Here is a 19,912-nt window from a genome sequence, read left to right as displayed (position 1 = left end):
TTCGACTTATGTTAAACTAGTCGAAATTCGTATTTTTAAATTTCCTCGGGGTATTTGTTTAGACAAGACCCCGAGTTTTTATTCAGGTTTTTCACCTTATTTTTCTTCCAGTTTCTGATGTTCAGACCAGTCTTACTGGCTGATCTTGAATAAAGGTTAATCTATGAAACCCGTAATTGCGCTCATTGGCCGTCCGAACGTCGGAAAATCAACGCTATTCAATCAGATCACCAAGAGTCGTGACGCGCTTGTTGCTGACTTTGCTGGCCTGACGCGTGACCGTAAATATGGTGACGCTGTATATCAAAATAAGTCTTTCATTGTGGTTGATACAGGCGGTATCGGCGAAAATGAGGGGGGTATCGACTCTTACATGGCAGAACAGTCTAAAACAGCCATTAATGAGGCTGATATTATTGTTTTTGTGGTCGATGCTCGCGCAGGCTTGTTAGCCTCAGATGAACAAATTGCTCGCGAACTGCGTACATTAGGCAAAAAAGTTTTTTTGGTTGCCAATAAAGTCGATGGTGTACACGCTGAAGCAGCTTTGGTTGAGTTTTACAAACTCGGTATGGGTGAACCTCTGCAAGTGGCAGCAAGCCATGGTCGCGGTGTTCAGCAAATGCTGGAAGAAGTTCTACATGATGTGCCTGAAGATGAAAACCCAGACGAACATGATAAGCACACAGGTTTACGCTTAGCGATTATTGGTCGTCCGAATGTGGGTAAATCAACGTTAGTCAACCGTTTATTGGGTGAAGAGCGTGTGGTGGCATTTGACCAACCGGGAACCACCCGTGATTCAATCTATATTCCGTTTGAGCGTGATGGCCGTCAGTACACCTTAATTGACACAGCAGGTGTTCGTCGTAAAGGTAAGGTTGATGAAATGATTGAGAAATTCTCAATCGTGAAAACCTTACAAGCCATGAAAGATGCCCATGTGGTGGTCATAGTGGTTGATGCGCGTGAAGGTATTGTAGAACAAGACTTACACTTAATTGGCTATGCGCTTGAAGCAGGCCGAGCGATGGTGATTGCGATTAACAAATGGGACAATATGTCCGAGTATGATCGTAAGCAATGTAAGTTGGATGTAGAGCGCCGTTTTGACTTTATTCCTTGGGCGAAGATCCACCTGATTTCTGCTTTGCATGGTACGGGTGTTGGTGAAATGTATCCATCAATTCACCGTGCTTATGACTCATCGCATTTGAAAGTCTCGCCTGCGAAAATTACACAAATTTTAAATGATGCAACCGATGCGCATCAACCACCTATGGTACAAGGTCGTCGTATCAAGATGCGTTATGCACATATGGGTGGACAAAATCCACCAACCATCGTGATTCACGGCAACAAAGTCGACAAGACTCCACATGACTACCGCCGTTATTTGGAAAACGTATTCCGTAAAGTGTATAAGCTTGAGGGTACGCCAGTGCGTATTGAGTTTAAAACCTCTGAAAACCCATTTGAAGGACGTAGGTCGCAAGTGGATGAGCGTACAGCAGCGCGTAAGCGTCGTTATGTTCAGAAGTTTAAGAAAGCAGAGAAGAAATTCAAACGTTAATCAGGTATTAAGGTTCTGATGCTGAAAAGCCCAAAGTGATCTTTGGGCTTTTTTATTTTATGATGCATGAAATGATGATAGGAAGGCAACGTGGCAAGGACAATACGTGTTGAGCTGAAAAAGATTAAGGACATTGTACAGGTGGATTACAATCTGTCACGTGTCGAGCAAATTGCACAGCGAAAACAAGCCATTTATCAATATCGCAATCAATGCTTATCTGAACAACGACAGATGATCGTCGATGATCATGCCATTGCACTGAGCGAGACAGGCAAACCCTATTGGGTTGATCAGCCTTCTTTTCATTTCAATCATAGTCACAGTCAAAATTACTATGCTTTAGCCATGAGTGAAAAAGTGGCTGATTTGGGCGTGGATGTTGAAGAGTTAAGTCGAAAAGTACGTTTTGGTGCTTTGGCTCAACACGCTTTTCATGTTGATGAACTTGAGCTATGGCAACAGATTGAGCAGGAAAAATCCTACTGGTTTAAAGTTTGGACCACCAAAGAAGCGGTGCTTAAAGCATCAGGTTTGGGTATTCGTTTAAACTTAAATGAACTGAATACCCAAGCACATCCAATGCATAATGGTGGCATGTGTAACCATCCTCTCATTGGTAGTTTCGCCTATCAAAATTTTGAGTTGGGAGATGTGATGTTGACTGTGGCATGGCGGGCAGAGCAGTCCTGCCGTGGCTATGCGTTGCCTCAGATTGAGTTGATACAACAGCTTCATACCGATATAAAAAAGCCTCTCGATTGAGAGGCTTTTCTTTTGACGTAGCTATATGAGTTTATGGAATTTCATTTTCTTCTTCAAACTCAGGCTTCACTTGTACAATGAAGTCTTGACGGTTTAGACCACGCCATAAGGCAAAGGCTGTACCGATATAGATTGAAGAATAGGTACCCACAAAAACCCCGACAAACATCGCTACAGAGAACCATTTCAGACCATCACCACCGAGTAACATCATCGAGATCACCACCAGTAATAAAGTCATTGAGGTGTGAATGGTACGACGTAATGTTTCAGTCAATGCAATGTTAACGATTTCTAAAGGCGTTGCACCACGAATCTTACGGAAGTTTTCACGAATACGATCCGATACAACAATGTTGTCATTCAGCGAGAAGCCAATCAGGGCCAAAACAGCAGCTAAAACCGTTAAGTCAAACGGCCATTGCATCATGGCAAAAATACCGATGGTTACTACAACGTCATGGAACAATGATAGTACTGCACCCATTGCCAGTTTGAACTCAAAGCGAATGGTGACATAAACCAGCATCAGTAATAGAGCTAAACCCACAGCACCTGCTGAGCGAATGTAGAGCTCATTACCCACTTGCCCACCGACGACATCAACTTTGTTGACAGAAGCCGAGTTATCTGGAAGCTGTACCGCTTGGGTAATGGTTTTGGTTAAGTCTTCTGCTGCTGTGTCTTCTTGTACAGGCATACGTACAATTAAGTCACGATCCGAACCAATGGTTTGTACCACGGGATCATGAAAGCCAGCTTTGGTTAGTGCAGCAGAGACATCGGCTGACTTTACTGCCTTACTATAGTTCAATTCGGCTGAAATACCACCAGTAAAGTCCAAACCTAAGTTAAGACCCTTGGTGAAAATGAAAAATAGGCTGCCAATCGTTAAAATAATAGAAAGAACAGCTGCAGGCAGCGCAATCTTCATAAAATTAATCACGCGATCGTCATCAGGACGGCCGTATTTTTTTGAAGTTTGTTGAGTCACATCAGTCATCGTCGATCTCCTTATATGCTCAACTTTTTCAAGTTTCGTTTTTTGCCATAGATGAGCTGTACAATTGCACGTGTTACTGTGATTGCAGTAAACATTGAGCAGACAATACCGATCATTAAGGTTACAGCGAAGCCTTTAATTGGGCCTGTGCCGATAGCAAATAAGATAAACGCAACCAAGAATGTGGTTAAGTTTGAGTCGAGAATGGTGTTATAGGCACGATCATAACCCGCCACAATAGCTTGTTTGGGCGATGCTCCCCATTTCATTTCTTCACGTATTCGCTCACAGATGAGGACGTTGGCATCGACGGCCATACCAATGGTAATCACGATACCTGCAATACCCGGTAGGGTAAGAGAAGCGCCAATCCAAGACATGACGGTTAAAATCATGGCTAAGTTGAAGACCAAAGCAAAGTTTGCAATTAAACCAAATAGACGGAAGAAGACCACCATCCAAATCGCGACGAGTAAGAAACCGATTTGAGTTGATAGAACCCCTTTATCAATGTTTTCTTGACCGAGACTTGGACCAACGACACGTTCTTCTACAAAGTACATTGGTGCAGCAAGTGCACCTGCACGCAGCATCAATGCTAGCTCAGACGCCTCTTGAGGAGAATCTAAACCGGTGATACGGAATTGTGAGCCGAGTACTGCTTGAATGGTTGCAGCGTTAATCACTACAGATTCTGCATACGGGGTACGGACTTCTGTTTGCGCACCAGTGGTAGGATCGGTGATATAGCTAATACGTTGTTTATTTTCAATGAACAACACGGCCATACGCTTACCTACCGCATTACGGGTTGCATCGGACATCAGTTTACCACCAGCTGTGTCTAAGGTAATGTTTACCTCAGCACCGCCCGTGTCTTGGCTAAAGCCACTTGATGCATTTTGAACGCGTTCACCCGTTAAAATACGATTACGGTTTAACAGTAATTCACGTCCGCTGTCCAAAGACTGATAGGCAAAAAGTTCAGTGCCTGGTGGAAGCGGTTGCCCATTACTCTTGCCAGTATATTGGTCAATGACTTGATCATTCTGGTCAGAGACCAAACGGAATTCTAAGTTTGCAGTACGCCCTAAAACACGTTTTGCTTCGGCTGTGTCTTGTACACCCGGGAGTTCAACCACGATACGGTTATTGCCTTGGGTTTGTACCAAGGCTTCTGCCACACCTAACTCATTAATACGGTTACGTAAGGTGGTTAAGTTCTGGTTTACCGCATAAGACTGAATTTCTTGGCGACGAACGTCGGTATAGGTTAAACGTAAGGTTGAACCTGTCGCAGTTGCGACCGCTTGCTGATTAAACTCATTGCCATTGCTACGTAAGTAGTCTTGAGCAGTCGTACGATCATCGTTGTTCGCAAACTGAATGGTAATCGTGTTGTTGTTTAATCCAAGACTGTTAAATTTAATCTTGTTGTCACGGAACTGTCGACGTAAGTCTGTCGCAGAGGTTTCCATGCGCTGAGAAATTGCTTTATCCATATCCACTTCTAACAAGAAGTGAACACCACCACGTAAATCCAGACCGAGCTTCATTGGTTTTGCACCAATTTTTTGTAGCCACTCTGGTGTTGTTGGTGCCAAGTTTAGTGCGACAACATAGTCATCACCAAGCCCACGACGTAGCGCCTCTTTGGCTTTTAATTGTGCTTCGCTAGAGTCAAGACGTAACAGGGCAGCATTATTACTAAAGCTGTTGTCATGGCTTGAGATACTTTCAGATTTTAAAATCTGCTCTGCTTTTTGTACGATGCTTTGGTCAATTTGGGTACCAGCTTTGGCACCAGAAATTTGAACCGCAGGTTCATCCGGATACAAACTAGGCAGGGCATATAATGTACTGATAATCAAAACCACGATAATCAGTAGATATTTCCATGCTGGGTAACGCATTCGTTTTCTTCTTAAAATGAAAAAAGTCGTGCGGATGCACGACTAATTTTTTTGATTAAAGGTTATTTAATGTGCCTTCAGGAAGAACTGAAATCACACTTGCGCGTTGGATTTTTACGTCTACACCACGGCTCAGTTCAACCACAGCGAAGTCGCCTTCGAGTTTAGTGATTTTACCCATGAGGCCACCAGCAAAAACAACTTCACTGCCTACACCAAGACTTTCAACCAAAGAACGGTGCTCTTTTGCACGTTTAGCTTGAGGGCGCCAAATTAAAAAGTAGAAGATGGCAATAAAAACAGCAATCATCAACAAGTTTGCGACCATACTTGGTTGTTGTGCAGCTTCACCCGCTGCGTGAGCTGTAGAAATAAAAAGGCTCATTTCAAATTCCTAAACTAAAAAAACGGTGATCAACGAATTGATCATAAATAGACTTGTTCTGCAATTTACCTTGTCTTTTTACCAAGCGCAAATGCTCACAACAATTAATCTTGGGGGCAAGGTGGAACTTCTAAACCACGACGTGCATAAAAATCTTCAACAAAGGCATCAAAGCGATCATTATCCAATGCGTCACGAATGTCTTGAGTGAAACGTTGGTAATAACGTAAGTTGTGAATAGTACCCAGCATTGAACCTAGCATCTCACCACATTTTTCCAAATGGAATAAATAAGCACGGGTAAAGTTGGTACAGGTATAACAGTCACAGTGTGGATCTAGCGGACTTTGATCATGACGGTATTTACTGTTACGGATACGGACTAAACCGTCGGTCACAAAATAATGTCCATTTCGGGCATTACGGGTAGGCATGACACAGTCAAACATGTCGACACCACGGCGGATGCCTTCCACGATGTCTTCAGGTTTACCGACACCCATCAGGTAGCGCGGTTTGTCTGCTGGCATTTTCGCAGGAAGATAATCTAGTACTTTGATCATTTCTTCTTTTGGTTCACCGACAGATAGGCCACCAATGGCATAGCCGTCAAAACCAACTTCAAGTAAGCCTTTTAATGACTCATCACGTAAGTCTTCATACATGCCACCTTGAATGATACCAAACAGCGCATTTTTATTTTCAAGCACATCATGATGTTGAGTCTTACAACGCTTTGCCCAACGCAATGACAGTTGTAGCGACTTTTGTGCTTCTTCATGCGTTGCAGGATATGGGGTGCACTCGTCAAAAATCATTACGATGTCTGAGTTCAGTGTGTGTTGGATGTCCATTGAGATTTCAGGAGACAAAAACACTTTAGAGCCATCAATTGGAGAGCGGAAAGTCACACCGTCTTCTTTAATTTTACGCATTGCACCGAGGCTGAAAACTTGGAAGCCACCTGAATCGGTCAAAATGGGTTTATCCCACTTCATAAATTGATGCAGACCGCCGTGTTCTTTAATCACTTCAAGGCCAGGGCGCAGGTAAAGATGGAAGGTGTTGCCTAAAATAATTTGCGCTTTGATGTCTTCAATATCACGTGGGAGCATGCCTTTGACTGTACCATAAGTACCGACAGGCATGAACACAGGGGTTTCCACCACACCATGCTCTAAAGTTAAACGACCACGACGGGCGCGACCCGACTGACCTAATTTTTCAAACTTCATAAAAAATCCTAAACAAGAGCAAAGCACCGCTTGACTTGCAGTGCAAGAGCGAAAAAACAGTTCGCCGCTAAAAGGAGGCTATTTTCCTTGATTATGCAAATAAACACCAGTGTTGTAACACTTTTAAAGCAAAGCTTTTCTGTACGAAATAGTATGCGGTGACAACGGTTTTAATTTGAATGTGTTGTCGGGGTGGAGATAGATTGTATCAAGCGGTGGTTGTCAGCAGTGCAGTCAGCGTAGAGGTTAAAAAAGGCACTCATTTAAAGTGCCTTTAAGCAAATATCGGTCTAATCACCCTGCTAATTAAAGTTTGGGCGGTAATCAAAATTTTGTAGCGCAACTGAGTCGCGGAACGGACGGACCGCTTTTTTGCCGACAGTCATGGTGTTAACAATGTTGTTTGGAAAAATTTGAATATGATTGTTAAACAGCTCGACATTGCGGTTAAAGATGCTGATCGCAGCACCGACATTTTCGTTTTGTTCCTCAATTTCATTCATCATTTTGAGATAAATATCATTGGCTTTGAGCTCAGGATAATTTTCGACCACGACATTAAGGCTACGCATTAGTTCTTGGTTTAAAGCTTCAATACGCTGTAATTGATTGACATCCGTATTGTTCAAGTTCAGGTTAAGAATGTTCTGACGGAGTTCAGTGACTTTTTCCAAGGTGCCTTTTTCAAAACTGGAATATTGTTCGACCAAAGGTTCTAGCCCATCTAAAATTTTGATCTTTTGACGTTCATAAGTAGCCACATCTGACCATGCGCGAATGGTTGCATTGTGGTGTCTGACAATATTATTACGAATGACAATCACGCCAAACACGATTGCAATAATAATCAAGAAGAAAATCAATAGCCCCATACGACCCTCTAACGGCAAAATATCATTATTTTAAAAATTGCGTTAGATCGGATTCTAAACGCTCTAGATAAGGTAATTTAAAAGTACGTAAGTGTCCACGCAATGTCGAAATGTCATTGATTTTTTTTGCTTTACTGGATATTTCAAACAGGTCTTGCGGGCTGATATAGCACAAAATATTTTTTTCAGGATGAAAGAGTAAATCACCTTCACGTGATTGGAAGAAGTCAGCGACACGTAATACAAAAGCAGGTGATAGCAGTTTAGCCATGTGCATTTGGTCGGCACCAAAAAATTTGAGCTTTTGGTTGATTTGAATGTCACTGCTATGCCACGGAAAGCTATAAGGATAATAAAATTTTTTATTGTATGCTGTGATGGCAATCCCTTGAGTCGGTACATCAAACACAAAACATCCCCATAGGTCTTTGTGCACTTCTTTGACTTTCATTTCATTGCCATCTTTGTCTCGCACCCGAATTTCATCGACAAAGTGATATTGAAATAATAAGACCTGATGTTGTTGTCCGTCCTCATCCTGCCAAATCGTGCTGGCATAGTAGGGAATATCATTACTGATGGTTCCTTGGTTAAAGATCGGAAACAATTGTTTGAGTTGTGGGATAAAATACGCAGGTTGTAGCGGAACACCAATGTACTGCGGTGGTGTGAACTCATTGAGCTGATATTTTTTATGAATAATTTGCTTTTCGAGGTGGTCTATGACTTCCTCAAGGGCATCATCCTGTTCATAACTTAAATAGGCCCAAAGCAAGCAAGCTAAGCCAAATAAAAAGCTAAATAATGTCCAAATATGTTGTCCTGCAAAAAACACAGGCACAATAAAAAAAATGCCGATTATTCCCAGTAGAATGGGCAACACATTTTCAAATTTAAGGGTAATCGGTGCTTTCCATGGATGCAACCGATCCAAGATTTCTTGGGCAGTGTCCGCACTCCGAGCAATGTCCCAAAGCCTGTCGATATTATCAAACACGACCTGATTCTTTTTACGTCGAATATGAATAGAATGTTTGATCGTATCGAGAGGCATGGTTCTTCTTATTTGGGTTGAAGTTGGTCGACTAACATGGCATCGCCATAACTAAAGAAGCGGTACTGGTTTGCAACTGCATGTTGATAAGCCATCAAAATATTATCACGATTTGACAGCGCTGAAACCAACATCAAGAGAGTCGATTCAGGCAGATGGAAGTTGGTGATAAGACGATCCACCACTTTGAACTCATAACCTGGGTAGATAAAAATTTGGGTATCTCCAGTCCAAGCTTTCAGTTCACCATCATGTGCCTGCGCTGCACTTTCAACCGCACGTGTCGCTGTCGTTCCGACAGAAATGACTTTATTACCACGCGCTTTGGTTTGACGAATAAGCTCAACTGAATGCTCAGGAACATCACACCATTCACTATGCATAATGTGATTGGCAATGTCATCGGTACGTACAGGCAGAAAGGTGCCTGCACCCACGTGTAAAGTGACAAACGTTTTTTGAATGCCTTTAGCTGCAAGCTGATCTAACAGTTTTTGATCGAAGTGTAGACTTGCGGTCGGTGCCGCGACACTGGCTAACTTGGTTGGATCATTAAATACTGTTTGATAGCGCTCGGTATCAATCGCTTCGGCTTCGCGGTTAAAGTACGGCGGAATGGGTAGTTGGCCGTATAAATCCAAAACATTGAGAATTGGCTGCGAAAACTTCACAATAAATAAATTTTCATGACGACCTAGCACCGTGACTTTAACAGCATCTGGGCCAATAAAAAGTTCAGCTCCCGCTTTGGGTGTGTTGCTGGCTTTTATGTGACAGTGTGCAATAAATGCATCTTGCATGCGTTCGACCAGAACTTCGACTGCACCACCACTAGCACGCTTACCTTTGAGACGTGCTTTCATCACTTTGGTGTCATTGAGCACCAATAAATCGCCTTCATTGAGTAATTCGAGAATATCGGTAAATTGGTGGTCGTGGTATCGACCTTGTGCATCGAGGTGTAAAAGACGAGAAGCACTGCGCGTGTTTAAAGGATAACGAGCAATGAGTTCATCGGGGAGGTCAAAATTAAAATCAGAAAGTTGCATGATGGAAAAGCAGCGTCAAAATAGAGGATATAAAATTGGCGCTAGTATATGCTTTTTTGGACATGAACGCTGATATTGCACAAATATAAAGCTAAAAAAGCACATGTGACTTAAAAATAGACAATTGTCATCAACTTACGTTGACAAGTTTTTCAAAAAGTTTAATATACGCATCAACACCTTCCCGAGGTGGTGAAATTGGTAGACGCGGCGGACTCAAAATCCGCTGTCAGAGATGACGTGTCGGTTCGAGTCCGACCCTCGGGACCAAGATATTAAAAACCCCAAGCATATTCAGTCTTGGGGTTTTTTATTGCCGGAAATTTATGGCTGAGGCTGTTGATGACTTGAAGTTATAAAAGTACAGATAAATCATGTTTTTTCAAATAGTAAAATAAATCCAAAGATAAAGTCTCGCCATAGTTGATTTTTTTGTTAAATGCCATCATCGTATTGTTGTATTTTTATATTGTTTTAATAGTGAAAGTTTGCTAATACATAGAATAAATAATGGGTTTGTGCCGATAAAATCACAAAAGATGAGGCAGAAATGAGTATTCATTTACTGGAAATCGGGTCTGATACAGAACAATTGAGTGCTTGTCACTTATCTTTATTATTGGGTGTAAATACTCAAGATAACAAAATTCAAAGCTTCCTTAAGTTTGCAAGAAAAATTTTGCGAGCAAGAACAGCGATTTTAACATTTATAGATGAGCCTTATATTTGGTATGTTGCTCAAAATTCCTTTAACGCTGTTCATCGACCCGCTGAAAGCAATTTTTCAGTTTATTTTGATGACCATTTCTTTATAGATGTACAACATCCAAATTATAAAAAAATGTCGCAATCTCTCTCCGATTTGGGCTTTGTGCATCATCGAATGGTCGCAATAGACTTAAAAGAGGATGCAAAGTCGATTGGTCAGTTGATTTTGTTTGATGAGCAACAGGATGCTTTTGATCGAGATGCGATTGACAGTGTGAAAGAGCTTGCAATGAGTTTTCTTAATATTCTGTATTTGCGTATGGAAAATGCAGAACTTAAGGAGTTATATGAGCAGCAAGTTGCAATGAATGTAAGTAAAACCAAATTCTTTCAAATTATTGCACATGATTTAAGGGCACCATTTCATGGTTTAATCGGTTTCTCAGAAGTTTTGGCAGATGAGCGTGAGAGTTTGGATGAGTTGGGTATACAAAGTATTGCAGACTATTTACATGATACTGCCCAATCGACTTATAGCTTGTTAGAAAGCTTGCTGAATTGGGCTATGGCGGAGGGAGGGCGTTCTTTCTACCATCCGATTCATTATAAACTTAAACAGTCTTCACAAATTGTCTTTGATGTACTAAATGGTCTAGCGGTCAATAAAAATATTCAACTGATCGACCGTGTCCCTGATGATTTAAGAATTTTTGCCGATATCAATATGGTGACTTCTGTCATTCAGAACTTGGTCTCAAATGCACTCAAATTCACCCATATGCATGGCAATGGTGTGGTAACGATTGATGCCAAACAGCGCGATGACTTTATTGATATTTATATTCAAGACACAGGTTTAGGCATGACGCATGGGCAAATTGAATCATTATTTGAACCGAAGTTGACGATTAGCTTTAAAGGTACAGCGGGGGAAAAAGGTACGGGTCTAGGATTAGTACTCTGCAAACGTTTCGTTGACTTAAATAAAGGCGAAATTTCTGTAACGTCTAAAGAGGGCGTTGGGTCAACCTTCATCGTCAGCTTACCGCGCTCAAACAGCGCACACCAAGCTTTGTCTTTGGTTTCGCCCCAACAAGAATTTATTGAATAATCATGTTTTCTTTATAAAAATAATTCGCTTAATATCATGATCTGCTGTTATAAATAACCAAAATAATGTGAAAGGGTCGATCATGAATGCTGAGCAATTGCAAAAGACATTGCGCGCAAGTCAATATGCTGAACAAGTCCTATCTATACATCATATTGATATCGAAAAAGATTATGCTATTGATCAGTTTTCTCAGCCACTGACGACCGAACAAATTTTTGCTGTAGTTCAGCAGACTTTACAAGATATAAGTGATGAAAATACATGGATGCGCGCACTCCGTGTTTTACGGGCACGCCTCATGTTTCGTTGGATTTGGCAAGATGCCAATCAGTTGATTGATGTGATGACCTTGACGCGCGAGCTCTCTGATTTTGCTGATGCGGCGATATGCGTTGCTAAAGAATTTGCATTAGTACCCTTGATTGCTAAATATGGGCAACCTGTAGGCTATAACCATAAACTTCAAGATTTAATCGTGGTTGCGATGGGGAAACTCGGTGCACAAGAGCTGAATTTGTCCAGTGATATTGATCTGATTTTTGCCTTTGACGAGCAGGGTGAAACAGATGGGCGCAAGTGTATTGATGTACAACAGTTTTGTATTTTGTGGGGACAGAAGCTGATTTATTTGCTGGACCATATCACTGCGGATGGTTTTGTTTTCCGTGTAGATATGCGTTTGCGTCCTTGGGGTGACGGTTCAGCACTGGCGATTAGTCATGCCGCTCTGGAAAAATATTTAAGTCAGCATGGGCGCGAGTGGGAGCGCTATGCGTGGATCAAGGCGCGAATTGTTACGGGTGGAAAAGAGGGGAATGCGTTATTGGGCATGACTCGTCCTTTCGTATTCCGTAAGTATGTCGATTACACTGCTTTTGAAGCCATGCGCGAAATGAAAGCCATGATTGAGCGTGAGGTGCTACGCCGTAATATTGAAGACGATATTAAGTTAGGTGCGGGCGGTATTCGTGAAGTCGAATTTATTGTACAAGTGTTCCAATTAATTTATGGCGGGGCAAAATTAGAGTTACAAGACCGTCAATGTTTAGTCAGCTTGCATCATTTGGGTGAAGTGGGTCTACTGGATGGGCAAGCAGTCAATGAGCTAGAAGATGCTTATTTGTTTTTGCGCCGTGTAGAGCATGCGATTCAAGCCTTGAATGATCAACAAACCCAGTCTTTACCAACAGAACCTGAACTGCGTCAGCGTATGATTGATACTTTGGGCTTCGCAAGTTGGGATACATTTATTGAGTATTTAAACCAAAAGCGCGCCAAAGTCATTTACCAGTTTGAGCATTTAATTAAAGAAAAAGAACATGACCCTTTTGTGGAAAGTTTTAGTCAACTTGAGACGCGTTTAAATGAAGTCTTGGATGAGGGGGCGAAAAATCTTATACACGAGTTTTGGCATGGTCATGCGTTGAAAAAGCTGCCTGCCAAAGCGGTACAACGTTTAAAGATGTTTTGGCCACATTTGATTGAAGCGATTTTACAGTCAGATAAACCACAAGCCGCATTGCTACGTCTCATGCCCTTGGTGGAGTCAGTGATGCGACGCACCGTATATTTGGTCATGTTGATTGAGAGCAAAGGGGCTTTACAACGCTTAGTCAAAATGGCAACAGTGAGCCCATGGATTTGTGAAGAATTAACTCACTATCCAGTCTTGTTGGATGAATTTTTGTCAATGGATTTTGAGCTGCCTCGCCGTCAAGATTTGGAAGATTCGCTACGTCAACAGTTACTCCGCATTGAGCTGGATGATGTTGAAGACTTGATGCGTGTACTGCGCCTATTCAAAAAATCCAATGTGTTGGCAGTCGCGGCTAGCGATGTCTTGGCAGAAAGCCCATTGATGAAAGTATCTGATGCTTTGACGGATATTGCAGAGGTTTCGGTCAGTACAACTTTGAATTTGGCTTACCAAATCACCGCAAAGAAACATGGTTATCCGCTTGATACGGACGGTCAACGTTGTTCGATTGATCATTTGGCATTTGCAGTCGTGGGCTACGGTAAAGTTGGCGGGATCGAACTGGGTTATGGCTCAGACTTAGATTTGGTCTTTATTCATTATATGGATGAGCAGGCTGATACTGATGGGTTAAAGGCCATCAGTGGATTTGAATTTGCCATGCGGGTAGCTCAGAAATTTATGTCACTAATGACGACTCAAACGCTTGATGGTCGGGTTTATGAAATTGATACCCGCTTACGTCCATCAGGGGAAGCTGGGGTATTGGTGACGAGTTTAAAGGCTTTTGAGCAATATCAATTGAAAAGTGCATGGATGTGGGAGCATCAAGCATTGGTGCGTGCTCGTTCGATTGCAGGTGAGGCCAGCCTACGTGATAAGTTTGAAGCACTGCGTTGCCAAATTTTGACGCAACCGCGTGATGAAGAAAATGTACGTGCAGAAGTGTTGAACATGCGTCAGAAAATGAAAGACCATTTGGGTTCTTCTAAAGAACAACAAAAAGATGGAATTTTTCATTTAAAACAAGACGCAGGTGGTATCGTCGATATCGAATTTATGGCACAGTATGCTGTGTTGGCGTGGAGTGGGTCTCATCCAGATCTTGCCCATTATTCCGACAATGTACGAATCCTTGAAGACGCCGCAAAAGCCAGTTGCTTATCCAGCGACGATGCGACCGCATTGATTCAAGCTTATCTCAGTGAACGAGCCGAGAGCCACCGCTTAGCCCTTGCGAATCAATCCATGCAAGTAAATGCTGCGGACTGGCGCGATACCCGAGTGATCGTTTGCAAATTATGGCAAAGATTAATTGATCCAAGCTCAATTGTGAGCATTGGGTAACATGACTGTGTATATAAATTTGGAGTGTGTGTCATGAATTTGGCTGATCGTGATGGTTTTATTTGGCAAGATGGACAATTGGTTGACTGGCGTGAAGCGAAAACTCACGTCTTAACACATACCTTGCATTACAGCATGGGTGTGTTTGAAGGTGTCCGTGCCTATGAAACACCGAATGGCACGGCTATTTTCCGTTTAAAAGAACACACTAAGCGTTTATTGAACTCTGCAAAAATTTATCAAATGAAAGTTCCATTTGATCAAGCAGCACTAGAGCAAGCTCAAATTGATGTGGTTCGTGAAAATAAATTAGCATCTTGTTACTTGCGTCCAATTATCTTTATTGGTTCGGAAAAGCTGGGTATTGCTGCTACAGATAATACTATTCATGCTGTTGTTGCTGCATGGAGTTGGGGTGCCTACCTCGGTGATGAAGCGATGGCGAAAGGTATTCGTGTGAAAACTTCATCGTTTACTCACCACCATCCAAACGTGACGATGTGTAAAGCAAAAGCGTCAGGTAATTACACTTTGTCGATTTTGGCTCACCAAGAAGTGGCACATTCTGGTTATGACGAAGCAATGTTGCTCGACCCACAAGGTTATGTATGTCAAGGTTCTGGTGAAAACGTATTCTTGGTCAAAGATGGTGTATTACATACGCCAGACATCGCAGGTGGTGCACTGGATGGTATTACACGTCAAACCATTATTACCATTGCAAAAGATTTAGGATATGACGTGGTTGAGCGTCGTATTACCCGTGATGAGTTCTATATTGCAGATGAAGCATTCTTTACAGGAACGGCTGCTGAAGTGACGCCAATTCGTGAATATGATGACCGTGAAATCGGTTCAGGTACGCGTGGCCCAATTACTGAACAAATTCAAACCACATTCTTTAATGCGGTTAAAGGTAAAGATCCGAAATATGCACATTGGTTGACTTATGTAAAATAAGTAATTTGATGTGAAAAGGGCTCTTCGGAGCCCTTTTTTATTTTCTCTATTTTATTTTTATTGACTAATTTTGATTTTAAAATGATCAATACAACATTATCTATTAGTTTCTGAAAAAATATAATATTCACAAAGCATACACAATTGAATAAATTTGTTATTATTTGGTAAAAATGAGATGTATTTAAAATTTAACCAATGATTAACAATCTTATATATCAAGCAAAAGTAATTAGAACGATGTTTGTTTCGGATGAAAAATATCTAACAAAAAGGTTTATTAATAAATTGGGATATACTCCAAATTTTAATCAACCAGAAAGTTTTAATGAGAAAGTGACTGCGCGAATGATTTTTGAAAGAAGCGCACTACACACTAAATTAGCAGATAAATTCGCTGTCAGAGAGCTGGTGATAGATCGAATTGGTGAAGAATATATGGTTCCATTGATTGGGACATATTGTGATTTTAATGATATTAATTTTGATCAATTTCCAAACAGGTTTGTTTTAAAATGCACGCACGATAGTGGAAGTGCTACGATTTGTCATGATAAAGATTCATTTGATTTTAATCGGACAGAAATTAAGCTCAAAAATAGTTTAAAGATGAATATGTACTACCGCAAACGCGAGTGGCACTATAAAAATATTTCGCCGCTTATTTTGGCGGAGCATTATGTTGATTTATATCGTGATGCTGAAACACTTGCGACTATTACGACCTGCCGAGTTCACTGTTTTGAAGGGCAACCGATGTATGTTGAGGTTGATGTTCGTGGGCATGATGGTACTGAATATTCAAATATTTATGATACCTCTTGGTCATTACAGCCGTTCACCGTTGACTTGAAAGAAAATACACCGCAACCAGTTATTGAGCCTTGCAGGATGAAGAAGATGATGGAGTTATCTGAAAAACTTTGTTTGGAATATGGCTATAGCCGAATAGATTTTTTATTGTCGCAAGATGCAATACTGTTTAGCGAAATTACATTAACACCAAACGCAGGGCGTATGGTTATTTCTCCTGCTGAGTGGGATATCAAACTGGGAGCCTTATGGCGCTCTTAATGTGGCCTACAGAGTATTATTGGATTAATTTAAAAAAGATTTGATTATTCGATATTCTGAAATAGGATATTATTTGAATACTGTGCAGATGCTCTTTAATGATTAAAAAGCCTGACAATTAAAATTGATTATATCTAAGATTGTCGATTTAAATATCATGGAAAATAGAACCCCTAATCATAAAAAAATTAGGGGTTTTATTTTGTACAGTTTAATGACCACATTCGTCTTTAAACTTGGTAGAAATTTCGATACCACTGTACAAACTGTTGGACGCCGTCTTCAACTGAAACTGAAGGCTTATAGCCTACACTTTGTTCCAAGGCTGTACTGTAAGCAAAAGTGTCGGGTACATCACCTGCTTGTAAAGGTAATAAGTCCAAAATGGCTTCTTTATCTAATGCTTTTTCAATTGCATGAATATATTCAATCAATTTAACAGGATTATTATTGCCGATATTAAAGATACGGAAAGGCGCATTGCTGGTCGATGGATCTGGATGGTTGCTATCCCAGTTTGGATTGGCTTGTGCAATTTGATCGCTTGAGCGAATCACACCTTCGACAATATCTGCAATAAACGTAAAATCACGGGTATGGTTACCATGATTGAACACAGGAATTGGCTTGTTTTCAATGATATTTTTAGTGAATTTGAATAAAGCCATGTCTGGGCGACCCCACGGGCCATAGACCGTAAAGAAGCGTAAGCTAGTGGTTGGCAGTTGGAATAAATGACTATAACTATGAGCCATTAACTCATTCGCACGTTTGGTGGCAGCGTAAAATTGCACCGGATGGTTGACCCCATGTTTTTCACTAAATGGCATGGTGGTATTGGCACCGTAGACGCTACTTGTGCTGGCATAAGTGAGATGTGGTGTTTTCGCATAACGACATGCTTCAATAATATTGGTAAAGCCAATAATATTGCTTTCGACATAACTCATTGGGTTTTCAAGTGAGTAGCGCACGCCTGCTTGTGCGGCCAAGTGAATGACGCGATCAAACTGATGCTGTTGAAAGCATTGATCAACTGCTATTTTATCGGCAAGATTGGCTAGAATGAACTCGAATTGTCCTGCATTTTGGGTGGCTGTTTGATTTAATAAATCAACACGTGCTTGTTTGAGCGTAGGATCATAATAATCATTCATGTTGTCAAAGCCGACAACGCTATCACCACGTTCAAGCAACTTTTTAGCAACATGAAAACCAATAAAACCTGCTGCACCTGTGACTAAAACTTTCATTCATCACCTCCAAAAATATCACGAGTATAAATTTTATCTTCAACATCACTTAAGTCCTGAGACTTGCGATTGGCAATGATGACATCACTTTGCTGCTTAAATTGATCTAAATTATTGACTACTTTTGATTTAAAGAATTCTTCTTCATTTAAAGTTGGTTCATAGACAATCACATTAATCCCTTTGGCTTTAATGCGTTTCATAATGCCTTGGATAGCTGAAGCCCTAAAGTTATCTGAGCCACTTTTCATCACTAAACGGTAGATGCCAACAGTGTTTGGGTTTTTGGCAATAATGGAATCTGCAATAAAGTCTTTACGTGTACTGTTGGAATCGACAATCGCTTGAATTAGGTTGCTTGGCACTTGATTGTAATTGGCAAGAAGTTGCTTGGTGTCCTTAGGTAGACAATAGCCACCATAGCCAAAGGATGGGTTATTGTAATGGTTGCCAATACGTTGATCTAAACATACGCCTTCAATAATTTGACGGGTATCCAGACCGAAGGACTGCGCATAGGTATCGAGTTCATTAAAATAAGCGACGCGCATTGCAAGGTAAGTGTTGGCAAATAATTTAATTGCTTCAGCTTCTGTAGAGTCTGTAAATAATACTGGACTATCTTTTTTAATGGCACCTTCAATCAACATGTCTGCAAACAATTGAGCACGTTCTGATTTTTCACCGACAATAATACGTGAAGGATAAAGATTGTCATGTAAAGCCTTACCTTCACGTAAAAACTCTGGAGAAAAAATAATGTTCTCGGTGTTGTATTGTGCTTTTACTTTCTGAGTAAATCCTACGGGCACCGTGGATTTAATAACCATGGTTGCTTGAGGATTAATTCCAACTACATCTTGGATTACGCTTTCGACACTTTGAGTATTGAAATAGTTGGTTTTTGTGTCGTAGTCGGTAGGTGTCGCAATAATGACAAAATCAGCGCCTCGATAAGCCTCATATTTGTCAGTTGTAGCACGAAAATTAAGCGGTTTCTCGCTTAAAAATGTCGATATATCTGCGTCCTGAATCGGAGATATTTTTTTATTCAACATGTCGACTTTTGTGTCGATGATATCCAGTGCAATAACTTCATGATGTTGTGAGAAGATCATGGCATTAGAAAGGCCGACGTAACCGGTGCCTGCAACTGCTATTTTCATATCAACCTGATTCTATATTCTTCATATGGGAGCTTGGATTCAAACCATTTCTGATTTGTAAAAAGCGACTTCGTATCATAGCACAAACTATTTTGAGTATTATGAAGGCTTTGAAAAAGCCATACACTAACTTCTTGTCAGAGATGTTATGATATGAAACAGAATGCTGGTGGATGATAGAACATGCAGGAAAACGTGAACGATGCGCTGTTAAAACAGGCTGATACCCAAGCAGAACAAAATGTTGTGTTGTGCATGAAATGGGGCACCAAATATGGGGCCGAGTACGTCAATCGTTTATATAATATGGTGAAACGTCATACCACGGTTGATTTCAAAATGGTCTGCCTAACAGATCGTTCTGAAGGAATTGACCCTGCAGTTGAATGTTTTCCGATTCCACCATTGGCATTACCACCGGGGAGTCCTGAACGAGGGTGGAATAAGCTGTCTACATTTGAACCAGATTTGTATGGTTTAAAGGGGAATGCATTATTTCTAGATTTGGATGTGGTGATTGTTGACAATATTGACAGTTTCTTTACCCACCCAGGGGATTTTCTGATTATTCATGATTGGAAACGCCCGTGGCGTATTACAGGTAATAGCTCGGTTTACCGTTTTAAATTGGGCGCTTTCCCGGGATTAATGCCTTATTTCCGTGAACATTTTGATGAAATTCGTCAGAAGTTTCGTAATGAGCAAGCCTATTTGTCATGGTATGTCGATCAAGAGAAAAAGTTGTCTTACTGGCCAGATAGTTGGTGTAAGAGCTATAAATATCACTGCCTACAAAAGATTCCTTTGGCGTATTTCAAGCCGCCTGTGAAACCTGAAGGCGTTAAAATCATTATTTTCCATGGTGAGATCAATCCACCTGACGCGATTCATGGTGGCGGTGGGAAATGGTATCGCTATGTATTGCCATCGCAGTGGATTAAGGATGCGTGGCAATAATTGCCAC

The 19,912-nt window shown here is 41.1% G+C and carries 16 protein-coding genes and 1 tRNA gene; 8 read left to right on the top strand and 9 right to left on the bottom strand.

Features of this window, described 5'->3' with window-relative positions; genetic code table 11:
* Positions 1-163 precede the first annotated feature (163 nt).
* Together der and B9T36_RS15970 are read left to right on the top strand one after the other, a co-directional pair.
* Positions 164-1,573, top strand: a complete 1,410-nt coding sequence (gene der / locus B9T36_RS15975; RefSeq protein ID WP_086210449.1) for a ribosome biogenesis GTPase Der — start codon at positions 164-166, stop codon at positions 1,571-1,573.
* A gap of 90 nt (positions 1,574-1,663) precedes the next feature.
* Positions 1,664-2,338, top strand: a complete 675-nt coding sequence (locus B9T36_RS15970; RefSeq protein WP_171264491.1) for a 4'-phosphopantetheinyl transferase family protein — start codon at positions 1,664-1,666, stop codon at positions 2,336-2,338.
* Positions 2,339-2,369: 31 nt separating this feature from the next.
* Here the strand turns inward: B9T36_RS15970 and secF are convergent, their stop codons facing one another.
* The 7 genes from secF to queA form a co-directional block, all read right to left on the bottom strand.
* Positions 2,370-3,341: a protein translocase subunit SecF gene (gene secF, locus B9T36_RS15965; RefSeq protein WP_086210448.1), complete on the bottom strand. Its 972-nt coding sequence runs from the start codon at positions 3,339-3,341 to the stop codon at positions 2,370-2,372.
* 11 nt (positions 3,342-3,352) lie between these two features.
* Positions 3,353-5,254, bottom strand: a complete 1,902-nt coding sequence (secD, locus tag B9T36_RS15960; protein WP_086210447.1) for a protein translocase subunit SecD — start codon at positions 5,252-5,254, stop codon at positions 3,353-3,355.
* 55 nt (positions 5,255-5,309) lie between these two features.
* Positions 5,310-5,639 carry a preprotein translocase subunit YajC gene (gene yajC / locus B9T36_RS15955; RefSeq protein WP_004697692.1) on the bottom strand — a complete coding sequence of 110 codons (330 nt, stop codon included), beginning with the start codon at positions 5,637-5,639 and terminating at the stop codon, positions 5,310-5,312.
* A 104-nt stretch (positions 5,640-5,743) separates the two neighbouring features.
* Entirely contained in the window at positions 5,744-6,874 is a 1,131-nt protein-coding gene (tgt, locus tag B9T36_RS15950) for a tRNA guanosine(34) transglycosylase Tgt (protein WP_086210446.1), read from the bottom strand.
* 302 nt (positions 6,875-7,176) lie between these two features.
* Positions 7,177-7,746 carry a LemA family protein gene (locus tag B9T36_RS15945; RefSeq protein WP_086210445.1) on the bottom strand — a complete coding sequence of 190 codons (570 nt, stop codon included), beginning with the start codon at positions 7,744-7,746 and terminating at the stop codon, positions 7,177-7,179.
* 25 nt (positions 7,747-7,771) lie between these two features.
* Positions 7,772-8,800: a hypothetical protein gene (locus tag B9T36_RS15940; protein WP_086210444.1), complete on the bottom strand. Its 1,029-nt coding sequence runs from the start codon at positions 8,798-8,800 to the stop codon at positions 7,772-7,774.
* Positions 8,801-8,808: 8 nt separating this feature from the next.
* Positions 8,809-9,849, bottom strand: a complete 1,041-nt coding sequence (gene queA / locus B9T36_RS15935; RefSeq protein WP_086210443.1) for a tRNA preQ1(34) S-adenosylmethionine ribosyltransferase-isomerase QueA — start codon at positions 9,847-9,849, stop codon at positions 8,809-8,811.
* A 183-nt stretch (positions 9,850-10,032) separates the two neighbouring features.
* Here queA and B9T36_RS15930 point away from each other — a divergent pair.
* The 5 genes from B9T36_RS15930 to B9T36_RS15910 all read left to right on the top strand — a co-directional run bounded on the left by B9T36_RS15930 (position 10,033) and on the right by B9T36_RS15910 (position 16,529).
* Positions 10,033-10,119 (top strand) — tRNA-Leu (locus B9T36_RS15930).
* A gap of 280 nt (positions 10,120-10,399) precedes the next feature.
* Positions 10,400-11,668: a sensor histidine kinase gene (locus B9T36_RS15925; RefSeq protein ID WP_086210442.1), complete on the top strand. Its 1,269-nt coding sequence runs from the start codon at positions 10,400-10,402 to the stop codon at positions 11,666-11,668.
* Positions 11,669-11,750: 82 nt separating this feature from the next.
* Positions 11,751-14,495: a bifunctional [glutamate--ammonia ligase]-adenylyl-L-tyrosine phosphorylase/[glutamate--ammonia-ligase] adenylyltransferase gene (glnE, locus tag B9T36_RS15920; protein WP_086210441.1), complete on the top strand. Its 2,745-nt coding sequence runs from the start codon at positions 11,751-11,753 to the stop codon at positions 14,493-14,495.
* A gap of 33 nt (positions 14,496-14,528) precedes the next feature.
* A complete protein-coding gene (locus B9T36_RS15915) occupies positions 14,529-15,455 on the top strand; it encodes a branched-chain amino acid transaminase (protein WP_086210440.1) in 927 nt (308 codons plus the stop codon).
* Between the two features lie 198 nt (positions 15,456-15,653).
* Positions 15,654-16,529, top strand: a complete 876-nt coding sequence (locus tag B9T36_RS15910) for an ATP-grasp fold amidoligase family protein (protein WP_086210439.1) — start codon at positions 15,654-15,656, stop codon at positions 16,527-16,529.
* A gap of 230 nt (positions 16,530-16,759) precedes the next feature.
* On the opposite strand, the gene B9T36_RS15905 is transcribed toward B9T36_RS15910, so the two are convergent.
* Together B9T36_RS15905 and B9T36_RS15900 are read right to left on the bottom strand one after the other, a co-directional pair.
* On the bottom strand, positions 16,760-17,782 hold the full coding sequence (locus tag B9T36_RS15905; RefSeq protein WP_086210438.1) for an NAD-dependent epimerase: 1,023 nt from the start codon (positions 17,780-17,782) through the stop codon (positions 16,760-16,762).
* A complete protein-coding gene (locus tag B9T36_RS15900) occupies positions 17,779-18,948 on the bottom strand; it encodes a nucleotide sugar dehydrogenase (RefSeq protein ID WP_086210437.1) in 1,170 nt (389 codons plus the stop codon). Before B9T36_RS15900 ends, B9T36_RS15905 begins: the two co-directional genes overlap by 4 nt.
* A gap of 183 nt (positions 18,949-19,131) precedes the next feature.
* Between B9T36_RS15900 and B9T36_RS15895 the strand changes: the two genes are divergently transcribed.
* Complete coding sequence (locus B9T36_RS15895) at positions 19,132-19,905, top strand: glycosyltransferase (protein WP_086210436.1); 774 nt, start codon at positions 19,132-19,134, stop codon at positions 19,903-19,905.
* The last annotated feature ends 7 nt before the right edge of the window (positions 19,906-19,912 follow it).

The organism is Acinetobacter sp. ANC 4204 (assembly GCF_002135205.1).
Lineage (GTDB): Bacteria > Pseudomonadota > Gammaproteobacteria > Pseudomonadales > Moraxellaceae > Acinetobacter.
Note: the sequence above shows the minus strand (reverse complement) of the source record. Positions and strands in the feature narration are given on the sequence as shown.